We start from the raw sequence: 19,853 nt of genomic DNA on the forward strand, positions 1-19,853 counted from the left end.
CCTGCCCGGCGTGGAGCTGCTGCTGGAGCTGCTGGACCTGGTCGAGCAACGCCCGGACATCAGCACCGGCGCCCTGCTGGAGCACTTCGACGGACGTGAGGAACAGGCGTCACTGCACACGCTGGCCCCCACCTGCCCCCTTCACACCCCTCACCCTTCCCCGGCACTCGCCTTCTCCAGCCCCCCAACGCCCCGGGTACCTTGACCCAAGGCCCCCTCCTCGCCCCCGCCCCTACCGATGCCCGGTGAATTCAGTCTCCACGGAGTGTTCGTCCCGACCCTGCTCGGGTTGATGTTGTTGGCCTATCTGGTCAACAGCGGCCTGCACGCGCTGCTGCAGCGTGCCGGTGCCTATCGCCATATCTGGCACCCGCCGCTGTTCAACCTGGCGCTGTACGGGATCGTGCTTGGCCTGCTGTTCCACCTCCTGCGTTGGATGCAATCGTGAACAAGATCGTGAAGAAGACCCTGCCGGTGCTGCTCACCAGCGCAGCCGTGATCGTCGCCCTGCTGGTGCTGCGCCAGCTGTGGGTCTATTACATGGATGAGCCGTGGACCCGCGATGCGCATGTCGGTGCCGACGTGGTGCAGGTGGCGCCGGACGTGTCCGGGCTGGTGGAAACGGTGCAGGTGGCCGACAACCAGGCGGTGAAGAAGGGCGACCTGCTGTTCGTGGTCGACCGCGCCCGCTACCGCATCGCGCTGGAGCAGGCCCGCGCCAGCCTGGGCGAGCGCCAGGCCTCGGTGGCACAGCTGCGCCGCGAGATCGGCCGTGACCGCAGCCTGCAGGACCTGGTGGCCGCCGAGGACGCCGAAGTGCGCCGCGCCAAGCTGCAGGCCGCACAGGCCGCGCTGGCCACCGCACAGGCGGCGGTCGACCTGGCCGAGCTCAACCTGGGCCGCACCGAGGTGCGCGCACCGGCCGACGGCCGCGTCAACGACCGCACCATGCGCGTGGGCGACTACGTGGTGGCCGGCAAGCCGGTGCTGGCGCTGCTGGATACCGGCTCGTTCCGCATCGATGGCTACTTCGAGGAAACCCGCTTGCGAGGCGTGGCCCCGGGGCAGAGCGTGGACATCCGCCTGATGGGCGAATCGGCCCCGCTGCGCGGCCATGTCGAGAGCATCGCCGCCGGCATCGAGGACCGCTACCGCAGCAACGGCAGCACCCTGCTGCCGAACGTGACCCCGGCCTTCGACTGGGTGCGGCTGGCGCAGCGCATTCCGGTGCGCATCGCCATCGACGAAGTACCCAAGGGCGTGGAACTGATCGCCGGTCGCACCGCCACGGTGACCGTGGACACCGGCCGCCATCCGCACAACGACAAGGCCGGCACCGCACCGACACAGGCGGGCCTGTGAACGCTGCCCTGCCCCGTCTTGGCCTGATCGTCGCGCTGGCCAGCCTGGCCGCATGCAGGACCGTCGGCCCCGACTACGCGCTGCCGGAAGGGTCGGCGTTCAAGCGCCCGGAGGCCAATGCGGCCTTCATCGATACGCAGAACCCGCAGGTGGCCGCCAACCAGGCGCTGCCCGACCGCTGGTGGTCGCTGTACAACGACCCGGTGCTGGACGGCCTGATCACCCAGGCGCTGCGCGACAACGTCGAGCTGAAGGCCGCCGATGCACATCTGCGTCGTGCCGCGGCGGTGTACGAACAGGCGCTGGACGCCGGTGGCTTCGAGTACGAGGCCGAGGCCGGCGTCAGCCGCGCGCAGCTGTCGGCCGAATCGTTCCTGCAGGAGCACGAGCTGCCGGTGATCAACCTGGCCGATGGCAAGTTCGCGGTCAGCTACCAGTTCGACCTGTTCGGCAAGCTCAAGCGCGGCGCCGAAGCAGCGCGTGCCGACGAGCAGTCGGTCGCTGCGGCGCGCGACCTGGCCCAGGTCAGCGTGGTGGCACAGGTGGCCGACAGCTACCTGGAGATCTGCCATGCCAACCACGAACTGCACGTGGCCGAGCATTCGCTGCAGCTGCAGCAGCGCAGCCGCACGGTCACCGAACGCCTGATTGCGGCCGGTCGCGGTACGCCACCGGAACTGGCCCGCGCCAATGCCCAGGTGGCGCTGCTGGAAGCTGCACTGCCGCCGCTGCATGCGCAGCGTTCTGCAGCAGCGTATTCGCTGGCCGCGCTGCTGGGCCAGACACCGGGCCAGTTGCCAGCCGGCGTGATCGACTGTGCACATGCCCCCCACCTAGCGCAGCCGTTGCCGGTCGGTGATGGCCGCGCACTGCTGCAGCGCCGCCCGGACGTGCGCCAGGCCGAGCGCAAGCTGGCCTCGGCCACGGCGCGGATTGGTGTGGCCACCGCCGAGCTGTACCCGGACATCCGCCTGGGGGCCTCGCTCGGTGCCGCCGGCCTGCTGGAGGACTTCGGCACGCCAATGACCCAGCAGTGGTCGATCGGCCCGCTGATCTCGTGGACGCTGCCGTCGTCCGGCACGCACGCACGCATCCACGCTGCCGAAGCCGGTGCCGATGCGGCCCTGGCCGAGTTCGACCACACCGTGCTGCAGGCACTGCGCGAGACCCAGACCGCGCTGGACCGCTATGCGCAGGACCTGCGCCGGCTGCAGTCGCTGCGCATCGCGCAGGAGCAGGCCGCGCTGGCCGCCGAGCAGAACCGCCGGCTGTACCAGGGTGGCCGCACGCCGTACCTGTCCAGCCTGGATGCCGACCGCAGCCTGGCCACCAGCGATGCCACCCTGGCGGCCGCCGAAGCGCAGGTCTCGCGCGACCAGATCCACCTGTTCCTGGTATTGGGTGGTGGCTGGCAGGCCAGCGCCGCCGCGCCCAACGCCTCGACCGCAGCGAAGTAAGCCATGAACGCGCTGACCGACCGCCAGGCCTGGCTGTTCTCGATCAAGACCTACCTGGCCGCGGTGGCCGCGCTGTACATCGCCATGGCCGGCAACCTGTCGCGCCCGTACTGGGCGATGGGCACGGTGTACATCGTCAGCCAGCCGCTGCTGGGCCCAACCCGGGCCAAGGGCGTGTACCGCATCGTTGGCACCCTGGTGGCCGGCCTGGCCACCCTGCTGGTGCTGCCGGCGCTGGTGGAAACGCCGCTGGTGCTGAGCGCGGCGATGTCGATCTGGCTGGCCGGCTGCCTGTTCATGGCCCTGCTCAACCGCGGTCCGCGCGGCTACGCGTTCCTGCTGGCCGGCTACACCACCGCCTTCATCGGCTTTCCGGCGGTGACCTCGCCGGAATCCATTTTCGACACGGTGGTGGCACGCAGCGAGGAGATCATCCTCGGCACGGTGGTGGCAGTGCTGTTTGCTTCGCTGCTGTTCCCGGCCTCGGTGCGCCCGATGCTGCGCGCCCGCATCGGCAACTGGATGGAGGACGCCGCGCAGTGGTGCCGGCAGATCCTTGAACGTGGCCGCGCACACGCGCCACGCAACCGGCTGGCCGCCGACCTGGTGCAGTTCGAGGCACTGATCGAGTTCCTGCGCCGTGACGATCCGCGCCATGCCGGTTCGGCGGTGTCGATGGAGCGCCTGCGCGAGCGCATGCTGCTGCTGTTGCCGGTGCTGTCTTCGATTGCCGACCGCCTGAGTGCGCTGCGCAGCGATGGCCAGGCCCTGCCCGAAGGGCTGCCGGCGCTGGTCGATGACATCCACGACTGGCTGGATGGCCCGACCAACGCCAGCGAATACGCCCGCCTGCGCGCGCGCATCAGCGCACTGAAACCGCAGGTGGACCGCGACCTGCAGCACCTGCAGCTGGCCAGCCTGCTGCTGCGCCTGGAGGAACTGGTGGACCTGTGGCAGGACTGCCGCACCCTGCAGCACGCCATCGACCACGGCACCGCGCCGCTGGACCGCGCGCACTACCGCATCCGCACCGAACGCGTAGCCGCCGACAAGCACGTCGACTACGGCATGGCGCTGTTCTCCGCGCTCAGTGCCGGCGTGGCGCTGATGAGCTACTGCGTGCTGTGGATCGCGCTGGGTTGGGAAGGTGGTGGCAACGGCGCGATGATGGCCGCGGTGACCGCCGCGTTCTTCGCCGCACAGGACGACCCGGCGCCGAGCATGGTGTCGTTCCTGGTGTGGGCGATGGTCGCCTCGGTGGTGGCCGGCGTGTACCTGTTCGGCGTGTTCCCGGCGGTGCACGACTTCGGCCTGCTGGCACTGGTGCTGGCGGTGGCGTTCCTGCCACTGGGGCTGATGCTGCACCACCCCAAGAGCGCGCTGTTCGCGCTGCCGCTGACAGTGAACCTGGCCGCGCTGCTGAGCCTGCAGAACACCTACAGCGCCAACATCCAGACCTTCCTCAACTCGTCCATCGCGATGTTCATCGGCATTGGCTTTGCGGTGGTGATGACCCGCCTGTTCCGTTCGGTGGGTGCCGAGTGGACCGCGCGCCGGCTGGTGCGGCAGGGTTGGACCACGCTGGCCGAAGCTGCCGAAGGACGTGGCCAGCAGGACCGCCAGCGCTTCGCCGCACGCATGCTCGACCTGCTGGGACTGCTCGCGCCGCGCCTGGCGGCAACGCCGGAGGGCAGCGACATCGCCTCGGTGGACATGCTCAATGAAGCACGCATCGGCCTGAACATCCTGCAGCTGCGCCGCGCCCGGCTGGAGCTGCCCGAGCGCAGCCGCGAAGCGGTCGAACACATCCTGGAAGAGATCGCCGTGCATTACCGCCGGCAGATCGCCGCGCGCAAACCCATTGTGGCGGCCGAGGCGCTGCGCGAGCGGCTGGATACCTCGCTGGGCCGGGTCGGCAGCGTGGCCGCCTGCAAGGCCCGCGATGAAGCCCTGATGGGCCTGATCGGCCTGCGCTTCGCGCTGTTCCCGGAGGCGAAGGCGTTGGCGCCGGGGTTGGCGATGAGCGCGGCCGCACTGCCGTAGCGCGATACCCTGTGCGTCCACAGCCCCCGCTCTGCACAGGAAGCTCCAATGAGTTACGACATGATGGTGTTCGAGGCCAGCGCCGCCCCACGTGAGGCGGCGGCTTTCATCGCCTGGTTCGAAAAGCAGACGCAGTGGAACGAGCGCCACGAGTACGACGACCCGGCGGTCAGCAGCCCGGCGCTGCAGACGTGGTTCGCGGAGATGGCGCAGGACTTCCCGCCGTTGAACGGACCACTGAGCAACGACGATGACGACCGTGCCGAGGTGACCGAGTACAGCATCGGCCGCGAGGTGATCTACGGCGCGTTCGCCTACTCGGTGGCCGAGCGCGCGCACGGGCGGGTGCAGGACCTGGCCGAGAAGCACGGCGTGGGCTTCTTCGACGTGAGTGCCGATGATGCGGCGATCGTGTTCCCGGATGGGCTGGTACTCATCGCTGAATGACGGGGGCGGCAGGGCTGCGCCCTGCACCTGCCGAATCAACGTCAACATCAAAAGCCTGCACTCCGCGGGATGGCGGGGTGGCATGGCTTGCTTCTGGTGGGTGTCGACCTTGGTCGACACAGCAGATCCACGCCATGCGTGGATGAAGGTGCGCCTTGTGATTGGAGGAACTGGAAGGACTAAGGTCAGAACAGCTGGCCCTGCACCGTCGGTTCTTCGATCGGTGTCGATGGCGCTTCGATCACCTCTTCCGCACCCAGCCGCCAGGCCAGGCCACCCAACCGGCTGGCGTGGCGTTTCAACGCAGCCTGCAGCACATCAGCGCTGCCCGCCACATGCAGCACCTGGCGGGCACGGGTCAGGCCGGTGTAGACCAGTTCGCGTGACAGCACGCGGCTGTCCTGGCGTGGCAGCTGCAGCCACACCTCATCGAACTCCGAGCCCTGCGCCTTGTGCACGGTCATCGCGAAGGCGCTTTCGTGCGCAGGCAGTGCCGCCGGGTGGAAGGCGCGCGGCTGGTCGACGCTGTCGCCGGGGAACCAGGCCACCATCGCGCCGCTGCCATCGCGCAGGCAGATGCCGATATCGCCGTTGAACAGGCGGTGCCGGTAGCTGTTTTCGGTGACCAGCAGCAGGCGACCCTGGAAGTAGCCCGGGGTATTGCCGGCCAGCAGTTGTTCGATACGGCTGTTGAGCCCGCGCGCGCCCTGCGGGCCTTCGCGCAGCGCGGTCAGCACGCGCAGTTGCCCGGCCTGCTGCAGGGCAAGCACTGGATCGGCCGCGTCGGCCAATGCGCGCCAGTGGCCGAGCAGATGCTCGCGCTGGCCACGCAATGGATCGGCTTCGCCTTCGTGGAAATGCACGCCAGCCAATGCACCGTTTCGCAGCAGCTGCAGTGCGGCGGCGCTGTCGCCCTCGCGCACGGCATGCGCCAGCGGTGCCAGGTCCAGCGCATCGCTCTGCCGGTACCCCCGCTGCAACTGCACCCGGCGGCCAGCGAAGGCGCGTGGTGCCGCCTGCGGCTGCAGCGTGGCCGGAAGCAGCAGACCATGCAGTGCCTGCGCGTCGTCGGCACGGGTGCCGATGCCGTCGCCGCTGGCACGCAGGATCGCGCTGAGCACATCACCGGCCTCGACCGACGGCAACTGATCGGGATCGCCAAGCAGGATCAACCGGGTGCCGCTGGCGATCGCGTCGACCAGTTTGGCCATCATCGGCAGATCGATCATCGAGGCTTCGTCGACCACCACCACGTCCACCGGCAGCGGATTGTCGGCGTGGTGGCGGAAGCGTGGTGAATCGGGAATCACGCCGAGCAGGCGATGCAGGGTGGTGCCGGTACTGGGCAGCGCCGTGCACAACGCCGGGTCCAGCCCTTGTTCCTGCAACCGTTGCACGGCCACGCGCAGGCTCTCGGCCATGCGCTCGGCGGCGCGCCCGGTAGGCGCGGCCAGCGCCACTTCGGGCAGCGGCTGGCCGGCGTGCCGGGCCTGCGCGGCCAGCAGCAGCAACAGGCGCGCGATGGTGGTGGTCTTGCCGGTGCCGGGGCCGCCGGTGACCAGTGCCAGCGGATGGCGCAGGGTCACGCCGGCGGCGCGTGCCTGGTGATCCTCGCTGCCCGATGCCTGCGGGAACAGCTGCCCGAACAATGGCGCCAACGCCGTCATGTCCGGTGCCGGCAGCGGATGCCGGCCGATACGCTGCAGGCCGGCGGCCAGCTGACGCTCGTACTCACGGTAGCGGCGCAGGTAGAGCAGGCCGTTTTCCAGCACCAGCGGCGCATCCTCGGCGATGGCCTCTGCCTGGTCCGGCGTCGCTACCCACGGCGATGCACGCAACTGTGCCAGCCAGTCGTGCGCGGCAGGCCACTCGGGCACGCCTTCCAGCAACCGCTGCGGTTGCGCGGGGTCGAATGCGGCGTGGCCCTGCGACACCGCCAGCGAGGCCAGCGCGGCCGCCACTGCCACGCTGTCAGGGGTGTCCTCCCGCAAGCGTTGCAGGCTGGTCGCCAGTGCGTGATCGAGAGTTCGCAGCTGGCCGTTGCGATACAACTCGTGGAGCAAGCTCATGCGCTGGCTCCACGGGCACGTGCGGCCAGTTCGGCCTGGGCCTGTTCGCCACCGGCGAACAACGCATCCAGTGCATCCACCAGCGCCAGCGGGAAGCGGTCCACATGCACGCCATTGCCGGTGCCATCCAGGCCGCGGCAGAACAGGTAGCGGATGCCGCCCATGTCGCGCTCGTAGTCGTAGGCCGCGCCCAGGCGGAAGCGCAGCCAGCGATGCAGGGCCACGGTATAGATCAGCGCCTGCAGGTCGTACTCGCTGTGGCGCATGGCAATGGCCAGCAGGTCCGGGCTGTAGCCGGGCAGGCGGTTGGACTTGTAGTCGAGCACATACCAGCGCCCGTCGCGCACGTAGGTCAGGTCGATCATGCCGGTCATCAACCCTTCCAGCCGACGGCGCTGGCCGAAGCCTCGACGACCGCTGGAAACGCCGTGCGCATGCAGCACCTGCAGCAGTGCCGGCACCGTGGTCGGCTCGATGGCGAAATGGAAGTCGATTTCCGCGCGGCGCTCGCCTTCACCCAGGCTGTGCAGCGCACCGCCTTCGGGCAGCGGCACGGTCAGCGTGTGACCGACCAGCGGCACCAGCACCGCCACGCCATCGTCCAGGTCGACGTCGGCATAGCCTTCGTCATGCAGCGCCTTGCGCAGTACCTTGGCCTGGCCCTCAGGGGCTTCCAGGCCCGGATGCCAGTCACCCCATGCGGCGAAGTCGACGTTCTCCATCGCCTCGTGCAGCACATTGCCGAAGCGGCTGCCCATGAAGCGCGGGTCGATCGGCGCGCTGTCTTCGACGACGGCGGCAGGTTCGGGCAGCGCCGGTTCCAGCGGCAGCTCCGGGCCGGCCGGTTCGTCGGCGGCCGGTGCCGGCAGCTCGGTGGCGGCCGCTTCGATATCGTTGCCGGCACCGGCGTCCGCGTGGGCCAGCTGGGTGAAGCTGTACACCCACCAGTCGTGCGGCACGCGCCGGGTCAGAGCACGCACCGCCGGAAGATCACCTTCCACTTCGGCCGCCAGCTGCGGCAGCGCGGCCGGTGCCTCACTGTCATCGATGTGCACATCGGCATGCGCGCGCAGCGCCTGCAGGTCACCCAGCAGCGGCGCCAGACGCGTCTTGCCGAGCCCGGCCAGATCACCCACGGCGATCCACAGCGCATGCTCGGCACGGGTCAGTCCCACATACAGCAGGCGCGCATCCTCGGCGCGCTGCTCGCGCTCACGCTGCGTGCTGGCCGCTTCCCAGGCCTCGTCCTTGTCCAGCTTCCAGTGCAGCTGGCGCTCGCCGCCGACGTGCACGGTGCAGTGCGAGGCGGTGTTCGGTGCGCCGCCGTCGATGCCGACAAACGGCAGGAACACCAGCGGATACTCCAGGCCCTTGCTCTTGTGCAGGGTGATGATCTGCACGCGGCGCGCATCCGATTCCAGGCGCAGCAGCTGCTGCTCGTCATCCTGGTCGGCGCTGGCCATCTGCCCCTGCAGCCAGTCCAGCAGCCCGTGCATGCCCAGCGCCTGCGCCGAAGCTTCCTGCAGCAGTTCACCCAGCTGCAGGTAATTGGTCAGGCGGCGCTCGCCATCGATCAGCGCCAGCAGGCGTTCACCCTGTGCGGCGCAGACATCGGCAATCACTGCGAACGGTCCGCCGCGCTGCCAGCGCTCGCGCCAGTGCAGCAGCTGCGCCTGGAACCCGCGTTGCAGGTCGCCCTCGCGCTCCATCGCCGCGATCGCGCTGGCCCGCTGGCCAAGCAGCACGGTGGCCAGCACCGCACGCAGGCGGCCTTCGTCGGCCGGTTGCAGCAACGCCAGCAGCAGCGCACGAAGATCGCGGGCTTCAGCAGTGGCGAACAGGCTCTGCTTGCCCGCTGCCACCGCCGGAATGCCAACCGCAGCCAGCGCGCGCTGTACCAGGGTGGCCTCGCGATGCGAGCGCACAAGCACCGCCATGTCACCCGGCTGCACCGGTCGCCCACGCAACATGGCATTGCCCGCGCGCGCATCGACCAGGATCTGGTGAATCGCGGCCACGCAGGCCTGGGTCGCCGCATCGCGCGAGGCATCGGCGCTCATCGCCTTGTCACCGCCACTGCGCAGCACGCGCAGGGTGAGTGCCATGGCGGCCTGGCCGTCGCGCAGGTAGTCCGCATCGCCGCGCACGCCACCGGGCCGCACCGGCTCGAACTGGATGTCGCGTTCGAGGAAGGCGTCTTCGCCACCATTGTCGTACAGCGCTTGCAACGCGCGCAGCACAGACGGTCGCGAGCGGAAGTTCTGGTCCAGCACCGGCGCCTGCTGCGCCACCTGCTTGGCCTTCAGGTAGGTGTGGATATCACCGCCGCGGAAACCGTAGATCGCCTGCTTGGGGTCGCCGATCAGGAACAGCGCCGGCGCCAGGCCCAGCTCGCGCACCTCCGGCGAATCGCCGAACACGGTGTGGAAGATGCCCCACTGGCGGTCGTCGGTATCCTGGAACTCATCGACCAGCGCGATGCGGTACTGCGCGCGCAGCTGCCTGACCAGCATCAGTCGCTGCGGGCCTTCCAGGGCGAGTGCTACGCCATCGATCAGATCGTCGTAGGTCTGTACCCGGCGCGTGCGCTTCAGCACCCGCAGCCGCTGCGTGGCTTCGGCGCGAAGCGTGTGCAGGAAATTCAGCGCGGTACCACGCAGCCAGGCATCGCGTTCGGCCAGCAGCGCGACATAGCGCGCCAACGGCGCCTGCAAAGGCGACGACGGCGTGCGATCCGGGAACTTCTTGTTGGTCTTGTCGGCCAGCACCTCCGGCAGCAGTGCCGGCAGACGATCGCTGGCCAGCAGCTCGCGCGAGTCGGCGCGCCCGGCCCAGGCCAGCAACTGCCGGCCCAGCGGGTGCAGCCAGCCCAGCTTGTACGACACGCCGTTGAGCCACTTGTTGTCGACCGCATCGCAGAGGTCGATGAAGAACTGCTCGCCATGCTCACGCACGCTTGCGGACAGGGCTTCCGCCGCGCTCTGCAATGCCGGGTGTGGATCGGCCAGCGCCACCGGCCGTGGCAACGGGTGCAGCGGCGGTGTGCCCAGCAGCGCGCGCAGATCGGCGGCCAGCGCGTCCGGGTTGGACCACAGCCAGGTCAGCGGCTCCAGCGTGGCCGGGTCATTGGCATGCACGCGCCACAGATCAGCGGCCAGCTCCTCCAACAACTCACGATCGCTGGCCAGCAGTTCCGGCGGATCAAAGGTGTGGCCGCTTTCCAGCGCATGCTCGCGCAGCACGCGGGTGCAGAAGCCGTGGATGGTGAAGATGGACGCCAGGTCGATCTCGTCGGCGGCCACCTGCAGGCGGCGTTTCAGTGCTGTGGCACTCTCGGTGCCACCCTGCAGATGGCGCTGCAGCACGTCGCGGGTCAATCGCACGTCCGGTGCTTCGCCCTCGGCCGGTTCCAGATCGACCAGGCGCGCGGCCAGCGCCAGGCGCTCGCGGATGCGCTTGCGCAGTTCCTGGGTGGCGGCATCGGTGAAGGTCACCGCCAGGATCTGGCCGATGCGCAGGCCCTGCTCCACCACCAGGCGGGTGAACAATGTGGCCAGGGTGAAGGTCTTGCCGGTGCCGGCGCTGGCTTCGATCAGCCGGATGCCCTCCAGCGGCAGGGCCAGGTAGGGATCGCGGCTGAGGGATTCGATGCCGTCTTCGGCGATGGCGGTGTTCATGGGTTGCCCTCCTGGCGCGCTTCGGTGCCGAGAGTGCGGCCTTCGCGCACCGCGCTGAAGACCACCTGGCTGTTGCGCAGCAGGTCGGCGTAGCTGGCATCGGTGGCGAACGGGTCGGCACCGCGCAGCAGCAGCTGCCAGGCGTCGCTGCTGGATTCACCCCAGCTGCGGTCGCTGCCGTGCCACTGCTTCCAGCCTTCGCTGCGCTGTTTTTCTGTCGGCGCGTTGTACAGCACCCAGCCGGTATACGGGGCAAAGCGCAGCGGCTCACGCAGGCCACGCTGGCGCAGCTGCAGCAGCGCACGCAGTGCCGCGCGTGCAGCGGGAGCACTCAATGCCGGCAGCACATGCGGGCCGGGACCGGCGTCACCGCCATCGTGGAACTGCACGAGTGGCAGCGCGTCGCCAGCGGCGTTGGCCAGCAGCCAGTCCAGGCCCTGGCGGATCACTGCATTGCCATTGAGCGTGCCGGCACGCAGGCGTACCAGGCCTTCGGGATGACGATCAGCCACGCGGCCATGCAGGCGCACGCCATCGATGTCCACTTCGTAGCGACGGCTTTCCAATGGTTCGCCCTGCATCCAGCCCAGCAATGCGCTGGCATACGGGCGCGTCTTCAACTGCTCCACCTCGAACTGACGCTCGCCCAATGGACCCGACGGCAGCAGTCCACGCGCGCGCAGCCGCGGGTACAACGGCTCGGTATCGCCGCTGAGCGTGGCGCGCACCACCGCCGCCTGCACGCTGCGCTTTTCCGGCCCGCGCGAGGACAGCACCAGCGGTTCCAGGTCATCAACCTCCTCGACATCGTCGGCCAGGCGCAGGCCCAGCGACTGTGCGAGGAACTGCCCTGCCGGGTCGCACAGGAAGCGGCGCAGGGTGTCGAGCGCGACCTCGTTTTCCACCGCATCGTCGAGCGGCGGCGGCAACGGTGCATCGAACCACGGCTGCAGGCCGCCGCGCTGGCCGGTGAGGCGGCCGGCAGCCGGATGCCATTGGCGGCGATAGCTGAAACGGCGTGGATCGCCATCGCCGAACGCGGCTGGCGAGAACGGCTGCAGGGCATGACGCACGGTGAGGTCGCGGACCGCCGCAGGCGGATCGAGGTGATACGCGGCGGCGGCATCGATCAGTTCGCTGACCAGTACCGACGGCTCGCGCACGCTGCCATCGCGCGGGTCGGCGCCGAGATAGCTGAGATAGAACACCTCCTGCGCGGCGGCGAACAGCTGCAGGAACAGGAAGCGGTCATCCTCGCGGGTGGAGCGGTCGCCCGGACGGCGGCGCGGCGTATCCAGCTCGGCGGTGAGCTGGTTGAGACCAGCAGCCGGGTCACGGCGCGGGAAATCACCGTCGTTGAGGCCCAGCACGCAGATCACCCGGAATGGCAGCAGGCGCATCGGCACCATGCGGCCGAAACTGATGCCACCGGTCAGCAGCGGTGCGCGCGTATCGGCCTCGCCCAGCGCGCCGGCGAAGTGCGAACGCACCACCTCCGGCGGCACGCCTTCCGCGAAGCCGGCCTTGGCGGCATCGTCGGCAAACTGGTTGAGCAGCTTGCGCAGACGCTCCAGCGCGCGCTGGCTGTTGGACGAGCTGGGCGCGGTCGGCAGCAGTGCATCCAGCAGCGACAGCAGGCGCTGTCGCCATTGCGCCGGGGTCAGCAGCTCGCCCAGTCGGCGCTGGTAGATGGCCAGCACGCGCAGCAGGCGCAGCAGCCGGTCCAGCGCGTCCAGCGCGCCGCCTTCCAGTTCGACCCACGGCGCCACCCCGGCCAGGTCGGCCTCGCTGCCGGTGGCATGGCCGAGTACCAGGCGATCCAGCGCGAACTGCCAGGTGTAGGCGTCGTCGGCCGGTGCCTGGTGCTGGTTGCGGTGTTTCGCGTCCAGGCCCCAGCGTGCACCGGCCTGTTGCAGCCAGCCATGCAGACGGTCGAAGTCCACCGCTTCCAGCCCGGCCGCTTCGGCCAGCGGCGCGCTGGCCAGCAGATCCAGCACTTCGTTCAAGCCAAAGCGCGAGACCGGCAGGCCCAGCAGGTGCACGAACACATCGGCCAACGGCTCGCCCGCCAGCGGACTGCTGTCGGCGAGCGCATACGGAATGTGTTCCTCGTCGCCCCCACGGCCGCCGAACACCGCTTCCAGGTACGGCACGTAGGGATCGATGTCCGGCGCCAGCACCGCGATCTCGCGCGCCTGCAGCGGCGGGTCGAAGCGCGGGTCCTGCAGCAGGCTGCGCAGCTGGTCGTGCAGCACCTGCAGCTCGCGCAGGCGGGTGTGGCAGGCATGTACCTGCAGGCTGGGGTCGTCGCTGCGCAGGCCATCGCGCAGCTCGCCCGAGGGCAGCGCGCGGCGATGGAACAGGTCGCGCTGCAGGCGATGCAGCAGGCTGTCGGACAGGCCGCCTTCGTCCAGGGTCGGCCGGGTGTCCTCCTCCGGATCGGAATAGGCGGCGATCTCGCCGGCCGGATGCACCACCTCGTAGCTGCCCAGCACCGCCATGAAGTCGCGCCCGGCCGCACCCCAGGCTTCCAGCAGGCGGTTCTCGCCGGCCGCTTCACCGAAGGGATCGGGCGCGCCGCTGCGCAGGCGCTCGGCCAGCGTCTGCAGGTCGCCCCAGTACGAGTGCACCGGGGTCGGCATATAGAAATGCAGCTCGCCCACCCGCGCCTGGGTGGCCATCACCCGCAGCACGTCGGGCGAGATGTTGAGCGTCGCGAACGCAGACATGCGCGGCGGCAAGCCCTGCGGCAGCGGCTGGCCGGCGCCTTCGAAGCGGTCCAGGTACTCCTGGATGCGGCGGGCGCGGTAGTCGTGGCCATGGGTGATGGTGCGCCACAGGATCGCCTGCGGATCGGCCGGATCGGCACCGGCGGCCCAGCGCAGCAACCAGTCACGGCGCCAGGCCTGGTACTTCTCGAACACCGAGGCCAGCTCGCCGGCCAGCGCCCACGGTTTCAATGCGTCGTCACCGGCAAGATAGGACTGCAGCGCGCGCATCGGTGGCTGCGCCAGCAACGCCGGGTCGCGCAGTGCCTGGTACAGCTTCCAGTGCAGGCCAGCCGCGTCCAGATCGTCCTGCTCACCGCTGACGTTGGCCTTCAGCGCGCGCGCCACGAACTCACCCGGGGTGAGGAATTCGAGGTTGGCAGCCACACCGAACTCGGCCGCCAGTGTCGCCTGCAGCCAACGCCGCATCGCCACCTGCGGGATCAACACCACTTCCGGCGCCAGCAGTGGCTGGCCCGGTACCGGCGCACGCACGTTGCGCGCCAGCAGCGCAGCCAGCACGTCCAGGGAGTTGGAATGGTAGAGGCGGAAATCGCTGCCTGGGTCACTCATCATGCACAGTGTGCAGGACGGCAGGCAGTATTCAATGGTCAGCCCGTCGCCGGTACGGATTGTTCCGGGCTGCCGGCCGATTGTCCCGGCCTGGCAAGGGTCCTGCCATGCCACAATACTGGACCGTCCAGTCTGCTTATGTTCAGCCGACGGGCCCGATCCTTCGATGTCTAAAAAACGTTAATGGTGCCCATGTCGGCTTCCACCTCCAGTCTGGTGCAGTTATCCAACGTCCGCATCGACCGGAGCGGACGCACGATCCTGCGCGACGTGTCGCTGCAGGTGCCCAAGGGCAGCATCACTGCGGTGCTGGGTCCGTCCGGCAGCGGCAAGTCGACCCTGCTGGCGGCGCTGACCGGCGAACTGCGCCCGGTCGCCGGTGAGGTCACCCTGTTCGGCAAGCCGATTCCGCATGACAGCGGCGCGCTGCTGGAAATGCGCAAGAGCGTGGGCGTGCTGCTGCAGGGCAACGGCCTGCTGACCGACCTCACCGTGGCCGAGAACGTCGCCCTGCCGCTGCGCACGCACACCCGCCTGCCGACCGCCGTACTGCGCCGGCTGGTGCAGATGAAGCTGCATGCGGTGGGCCTGCTGGCCGCCGCCGATGCCTGGCCGCGCGAGCTGTCCGGTGGCATGGCCCGCCGCGTGGCGCTGGCCCGTGCACTGGCGCTGGATCCGCCGCTGATGATCTACGACGAGCCGCTCACCGGGCTGGACCCGATCGCCTCGGGGGTGATCATGAGCCTGATCCAGCGCCTCAACCACAGCCTGGGCCTGACCAGCATCATCGTCAGCCACCACGTGCACGAGACCCTGCCGATCTGCGACCAGGTGATCGCGATCGCCAATGGCGGCATCGTGTTCCAGGGCACGCCCGAGGCACTGCAGTCCAGCCAGGACCCGCTGCTGCAGCAGTTCCTGCACGGCCAGCCCGATGGCCCCATCCCGTTCGATGCCGCGCCACGCGCGAGGGTTGCCTGATGCCGTTCGTCCAAGCCACCCGCTCGCTTGGCCGCGCCGGCCTGTTCTCGCTGACCGTGCTGCGCGGTTCGCTGCCCACGCGTGATTTCCTGGCCGAGCTGACCCGCGAGATCTACAAGATCGGCGCGCGCTCGCTGCCGATCATCGCCGTCGGCGGTGCCTTCGTCGGCCTGGTGCTGACCCTGCAGGGCTACCGCACGCTGACCACCTTCGGCGCGGCCGACGCGCTGTCGACTTTGCTCGGCCTGTCGCTGTACCGCGAGCTGGCACCGGTGCTGACCGCGCTGCTGTTCATCGGCCGCGCCGGCAGCTCGATCGCCGCCGAACTGGGCCTGATGCGTGCCACCGACCAGATCAAGGCGCTGGAGCTGATGGCGATCGACCCGGTGGCCAAGGCGGTGGCGCCGCGCTTCTGGGCGGCGGTGCTGACCGTGCCATTACTGACCGGCATCTTCTGTTCGCTGGCGATCAGCGCCAGCTACTTCGAAGCGGTACACGTGCTGGGCCTGGACAACGGCGTGTTCTGGTCGGCGCTGCGCAACAGCGTGGACTTCTGGGACGACTTCGGCGTGGCGATGCTGAAGTCGGCGATCTTCGGCGGCACTGCCGCGCTGGTCGCCGCCTATGTTGGTTTCCATGCCGAGCCGACCATCGAGGGTACCTCGGTGGCGACCACCCGTGCGGTGGTCAACGCCTCGCTGCTGGTGCTGATGTTCAACTTCGTGCTGTCGGCAATGTTGTTCACCTAACCCCTCCACCGGCGGTGCGCATGCGCGCGGCCACAACGACTCGATCAGGTAATCCACATGGCCATCCGCGGTCCCAGACTCGAATTTTCCGTCGGCGCCTTCCTGCTGCTGGCCCTGGCCTCGCTGATGGTGCTGGCCGTGGCCTCGACCAACCAGCGCTGGAGCTGGGGCAGCGAAGGCTATGACCTGAAGGCGCGCTTCTCCCAGGTCGGCCAGCTGCGCAAGCAGGCGCCGGTGAAGATCGGCGGCGTCACCGTCGGCCAGGTCGCTTCGATCGACCTGGACCCGGTGAAGTTCGAATCGATCGTGACCCTGCGCATGGACAGCAAGGTCAAGGACCTGCCGGCCGACACCTCCGCCGGCATCTTCACCAGTGGTTTGCTCGGCGAGAGCTATATCGGTCTGCAGCCGGGCGGTGATCCGGACGTGCTCAAGGCCGGCGACGAGATCGTCTTCACCCAGCCGGCGGTGGACCTGATCCAGCTGGTCGGCAAGTACATGTTCAGTGGCGGCGCCGGTGGCGGCGCTGCTCAGAAGCCCAACGATGGCGCGCAGGCGCCTGCAACGGAACCGCAACCATGAAGATGAAACTGATCCCGGCCCTGCTCGCCTCGGCGCTGCTGGCGGCCACTCCGTTCCTCGCCCAGGCCCAGGCTGCCGCGCCTGCCGCTGCCGCAACGCAGGGCCAGGCCGGCAAGGTGGTGATCGATGCCAGCAGCCGCATCCTGTCCACGCTGCAGCAGCGCAAGAGCGAGTTCACCAGCAACCCGGCCAGCCTGCGCAGCTACATCGACAGCGAGCTGACCCGCACCTTCGACCGCGACTACGCCGCGCGCCTGGTGCTGGGCCCGCACGCCCGCGGCGCCTCCGACGCCGACATCAAGCTGTTCGCCGATGCGATGGCCGACAGCCTGATGCAGCGCTACGGCTCGACCCTGCTCAACATCCAGGGCAAGCCGAGCTTCCGCCTGAAGGGTGAAAGCCCGCTGCCGGGCAATCGTGGCGTGCGCGTGAGCACCGAACTGGTCCGCGCCGGCAACGAGCCGACCCCGGTCGAGTACTGGATGCGCAACGTGAACGGCCAGTGGAAGATCTTCGACGTCAACATCGAAGGCATTTCCTACGTGCAGACCTTCCGCAACCAGTTTGATACCCCGCTGCGCCAGAAGGGCATCAAGCAGGTGGCCACCGAGCTGCACAGCGGCAGCATGCAGGCCGGGCCCGCGGGCAATGGCAAGTAACGCGCTGGCGCTGCTGGAAGGCGACACCCTGCGCCTGCGCGGGGTGCTCGACCGTGCCGCGGTGATCGCGCTGTGGCCGCAGCTGCAGGCCCTGCCGGCGAAGCTGTCACGGCTGGAGCTGGGTGAGGTCGAACGCGTGGACAGCGCCGGCCTGGCGCTGCTGGCCGAACTGGCCGCGCGCGCGCGCAAGTGCGGTCACCCGCTGGCAGTCTCCGGCGCGCCGGCCGGCTACAACGAGCTGAGCGCAGCCTACCGGCTGTCGCCCGACCTGGATTTCAACGCTACTTCTGCTGCGAGCTGACATGAACGTCGTACGCACTTTCCCCCTGATCGTCCTGGCCACCGCCCTGACCGCCTGCGCCGGCAAGCCCGCACGCAGCGATGCACCGGCAGCCAGCACCGCGGTCCCGGCCAGCACCATCGCCGAGGCCTCCGCCCCGACCACCGATCCGGCTACGGTCGATACCGCGCCGGCCGCAGCCGTGGTTGCCGCAGCTGCGCCGACCACGCCGCCGACCACGCCGCCATCCACACCGGCCCGCAGCGCCGACACCGATGCGGCCAGGGCCGCAGCGGCGACCGCACCCGGTGGTGATGACGACTTCGATGCCCTCTATGGCGGCGCCGGCAACACCGGCAGCGCGGCGGCCTACGATCCGTGGGAACCGTTCAACCGCAAGGTGCACACCTTCAACAACGCGGTTGACCGTGGCATCGCGCGCCCGCTGGCCACGGCCTACACCCACGTGGTGCCGCGCTTCGCCCGCACCGGCGTCAGCAACTTCTTCAGCAACCTGCGCGCACCGGTGACCATCACCAACCAGCTGCTGCAGGGCCGCGGTGCCGATGCGTGGGACAGCCTCGGCCGCTTCCTGATGAACAGCACGCTGGGTATCGGCGGCCTGTTCGATCCGGCCAGCAAGGCGATGGTGCCGCGTCGCAATGAAGACTTCGGCCAGACCCTGGGTGCCTGGGGCTGGCGGCGTTCGCGCTACGTGGAACTGCCGTTCTTCGGCCCGCGTACCGTGCGCGATGTGTTCGGCCTGGCCGGTGACATTCCGCTGTCGCCGATCCGCCGCATCGAAGAGGACAAGATCCGCATCGGCCTGCAGGGCCTGCAGCTGGTCGATACCCGCGCGCAGCTGCTGGCGATCGACGACCTGCGTGACACCGCCGTGGACGAATACTCGCTGGTACGCGATGCATGGATGCAGCGCCGCAACTACCAGATCGAGAACGATCTGCGCAGCAAGCGCGACCGTGGCCACGACGATGCCAATTCGCCGATCCCGGTGGATGCGATGCCGATGCCGAGCTGGAGCAACTGATCGCTGCAGGCCGTGCATGAAAAAACCCCGCCTCGGCGGGGTTTTTCTTTTCCGGCAGGTGCCAACCTCGGTTGGCACGCTTTCCTCAGGCGGCCAGCGCGGCCTCGATGGCCTCGCGCAGGCGCGCGTCATCGGCAGCCACGTCCGGGGCAAAGCGCGCGATGACCCTGCCGTCGCGGCCAACCAGGAACTTCTCGAAGTTCCACAGCACCGCCGGTGCTGCGTGGATCGGGATCTCCTTGCTGGCCAGGCGCTCACGCAGCGGGCCTTCGCCGATCGACTGCGGCTGGGCGGCGGTCAGCTGCTGGTACAGCGGGTGGGTGTCGTCACCGGCCACGCTGATCTTGGAGAACATCGGGAAGCTGACGTCGTAGGTGAGCTGGCAGAACTGCTGGATCTCCGCCTCGCTGCCCGGCTCCTGGCCCAGGAAGTTGTTGGCGGGGAAGCCCAGCACTTCCAGGCCCTGCGCGTGCTTTTCCGCATACAGCGCCTGCAGGCCTTCGTACTGCGGGGTCAGGCCGCACTTGGAGGCGACGTTGACCAGCAGCAGCACCTTGCCCTGGTAGTCGGCAAGCGAGGACGGCTGGCCGTCGATGGTGGTGAGGGAAATGTCCTGGATCGAGGTGCTCACGCGGGGGCTCCGGCAACAACGGGGAATGGCCCACCAGCATAGCGCCGCACGATGCCGGCACGACGATCAATCCACGCAGATCGTGCCCTGTGCCTTGCCGTCATCAATGCGCTGGCGGCAGCCGAAATTCTGGCGCACGTCGCGCTGGCAGGTACCGGTGGCGGCACTGCCGGCGGCCACGTCGCCCGTGGCCAGGCACTGGCCGCTGCAGTCGCTCTTGCGGCTGCAGGCCTTGCCGGCGTCGGCATGGGGAATCACGCACTGCTCGCGCTGCAGCCGGCCGAGCCGCTGCAGGGTCCCGCCGGCTGCCTGGCAGTCGACGTCGCGCGCTTCGCGGTACGCCTCGGCCGCTTCGGGGCTGGTGGCTGCGGCGGGTGCCGCCGCCGTATCGGCAGCCGGTGGTGTGCTGCTGCAGGCGGCAAGCAGCGCGGTCAGGACAAGGCTGGTGAAGCGGCGCAGGCGCATGACGATACCTGATCGAAGCGGACAGGCCGCCAGCATACGCATCGGCGATGCAGGCGGCGTGT

The 19,853-nt window shown here is 69.1% G+C and carries 16 protein-coding genes and 1 pseudogene; 12 read left to right on the forward strand and 5 right to left on the reverse strand.

Features of this window, described 5'->3' with window-relative positions; genetic code table 11:
- From EKL94_RS11745 to EKL94_RS11770, 6 genes and pseudogenes are all read left to right on the forward strand, one after another.
- Window positions 1–127: pseudogene (locus tag EKL94_RS11745) on the forward strand (hypothetical protein); the annotation flags it as partial.
- A gap of 111 nt (window positions 128–238) precedes the next feature.
- Window positions 239–448, forward strand: coding sequence for a DUF1656 domain-containing protein (locus EKL94_RS11750; RefSeq protein ID WP_005411696.1), 210 nt, complete (start codon window positions 239–241; stop codon window positions 446–448).
- Window positions 445–1,362, forward strand: coding sequence for an efflux RND transporter periplasmic adaptor subunit (locus EKL94_RS11755; RefSeq protein ID WP_185830021.1), 918 nt, complete (start codon window positions 445–447; stop codon window positions 1,360–1,362). Before EKL94_RS11750 ends, EKL94_RS11755 begins: the two co-directional genes overlap by 4 nt.
- Window positions 1,359–2,819 (forward strand): efflux transporter outer membrane subunit, encoded by a 1,461-nt coding sequence (locus tag EKL94_RS11760; protein WP_126929243.1) that lies wholly within the window; start codon window positions 1,359–1,361, stop codon window positions 2,817–2,819. The genes EKL94_RS11755 and EKL94_RS11760 overlap by 4 nt, the downstream gene beginning before the upstream one ends.
- Before the next feature lie 3 nt (window positions 2,820–2,822).
- Window positions 2,823–4,862, forward strand: coding sequence for an FUSC family protein (locus EKL94_RS11765; protein WP_126929244.1), 2,040 nt, complete (start codon window positions 2,823–2,825; stop codon window positions 4,860–4,862).
- Between the two features lie 48 nt (window positions 4,863–4,910).
- Window positions 4,911–5,309, forward strand: a complete 399-nt coding sequence (locus tag EKL94_RS11770) for a hypothetical protein (protein WP_126929245.1) — start codon at window positions 4,911–4,913, stop codon at window positions 5,307–5,309.
- 185 nt (window positions 5,310–5,494) lie between these two features.
- On the opposite strand, the gene recD is transcribed toward EKL94_RS11770, so the two are convergent.
- The 3 genes from recD to recC are packed head-to-tail and all read right to left on the reverse strand — an operon-like array spanning window position 5,495 to window position 14,399.
- Window positions 5,495–7,378 carry an exodeoxyribonuclease V subunit alpha gene (gene recD / locus EKL94_RS11775; protein WP_126929246.1) on the reverse strand — a complete coding sequence of 628 codons (1,884 nt, stop codon included), beginning with the start codon at window positions 7,376–7,378 and terminating at the stop codon, window positions 5,495–5,497.
- Window positions 7,375–11,055, reverse strand: a complete 3,681-nt coding sequence (gene recB / locus EKL94_RS11780; RefSeq protein WP_126929247.1) for an exodeoxyribonuclease V subunit beta — start codon at window positions 11,053–11,055, stop codon at window positions 7,375–7,377. The genes recD and recB overlap by 4 nt, the downstream gene beginning before the upstream one ends.
- The gene (gene recC / locus EKL94_RS11785) at window positions 11,052–14,399 is read right to left on the reverse strand and encodes an exodeoxyribonuclease V subunit gamma (protein ID WP_126929248.1); all 3,348 of its coding nucleotides are present in this window, start codon (window positions 14,397–14,399) and stop codon (window positions 11,052–11,054) included. Before recC ends, recB begins: the two co-directional genes overlap by 4 nt.
- A 189-nt stretch (window positions 14,400–14,588) precedes the next feature.
- Between recC and EKL94_RS11790 the strand changes: the two genes are divergently transcribed.
- From EKL94_RS11790 to EKL94_RS11815, 6 genes are read left to right on the forward strand one after another with little or no spacing between them, the layout of a single operon-like run.
- Window positions 14,589–15,377, forward strand: a complete 789-nt coding sequence (locus EKL94_RS11790; protein WP_126929249.1) for an ABC transporter ATP-binding protein — start codon at window positions 14,589–14,591, stop codon at window positions 15,375–15,377.
- Window positions 15,377–16,126 carry an MlaE family lipid ABC transporter permease subunit gene (locus tag EKL94_RS11795; protein WP_005414955.1) on the forward strand — a complete coding sequence of 250 codons (750 nt, stop codon included), beginning with the start codon at window positions 15,377–15,379 and terminating at the stop codon, window positions 16,124–16,126. The genes EKL94_RS11790 and EKL94_RS11795 overlap by 1 nt, the downstream gene beginning before the upstream one ends.
- A 57-nt stretch (window positions 16,127–16,183) precedes the next feature.
- Complete coding sequence (gene mlaD / locus EKL94_RS11800) at window positions 16,184–16,708, forward strand: outer membrane lipid asymmetry maintenance protein MlaD (protein WP_010487482.1); 525 nt, start codon at window positions 16,184–16,186, stop codon at window positions 16,706–16,708.
- Window positions 16,705–17,367 carry an MlaC/ttg2D family ABC transporter substrate-binding protein gene (locus tag EKL94_RS11805; RefSeq protein ID WP_088028135.1) on the forward strand — a complete coding sequence of 221 codons (663 nt, stop codon included), beginning with the start codon at window positions 16,705–16,707 and terminating at the stop codon, window positions 17,365–17,367. The genes mlaD and EKL94_RS11805 overlap by 4 nt, the downstream gene beginning before the upstream one ends.
- Window positions 17,357–17,668 (forward strand): STAS domain-containing protein, encoded by a 312-nt coding sequence (locus tag EKL94_RS11810; protein ID WP_126929250.1) that lies wholly within the window; start codon window positions 17,357–17,359, stop codon window positions 17,666–17,668. The genes EKL94_RS11805 and EKL94_RS11810 overlap by 11 nt, the downstream gene beginning before the upstream one ends.
- Window position 17,669: 1 nt before the next feature.
- Entirely contained in the window at window positions 17,670–18,695 is a 1,026-nt protein-coding gene (locus tag EKL94_RS11815; protein WP_126929251.1) for an MlaA family lipoprotein, read from the forward strand.
- An 85-nt stretch (window positions 18,696–18,780) separates the two neighbouring features.
- Here EKL94_RS11815 and EKL94_RS11820 read toward each other — a convergent pair whose 3' ends face one another.
- Window positions 18,781–19,326 (reverse strand): glutathione peroxidase, encoded by a 546-nt coding sequence (locus tag EKL94_RS11820; protein WP_126929252.1) that lies wholly within the window; start codon window positions 19,324–19,326, stop codon window positions 18,781–18,783.
- Window positions 19,327–19,392: 66 nt separating this feature from the next.
- Window positions 19,393–19,791, reverse strand: coding sequence for a hypothetical protein (locus tag EKL94_RS11825; RefSeq protein WP_126929253.1), 399 nt, complete (start codon window positions 19,789–19,791; stop codon window positions 19,393–19,395).
- Between the last annotated feature and the right edge of the window lie 62 nt (window positions 19,792–19,853).

Origin of the sequence: Stenotrophomonas maltophilia (assembly GCF_003970865.1) — a bacterium.
Taxonomy (GTDB): Bacteria; Pseudomonadota; Gammaproteobacteria; order Xanthomonadales; family Xanthomonadaceae; genus Stenotrophomonas; species Stenotrophomonas maltophilia_AR.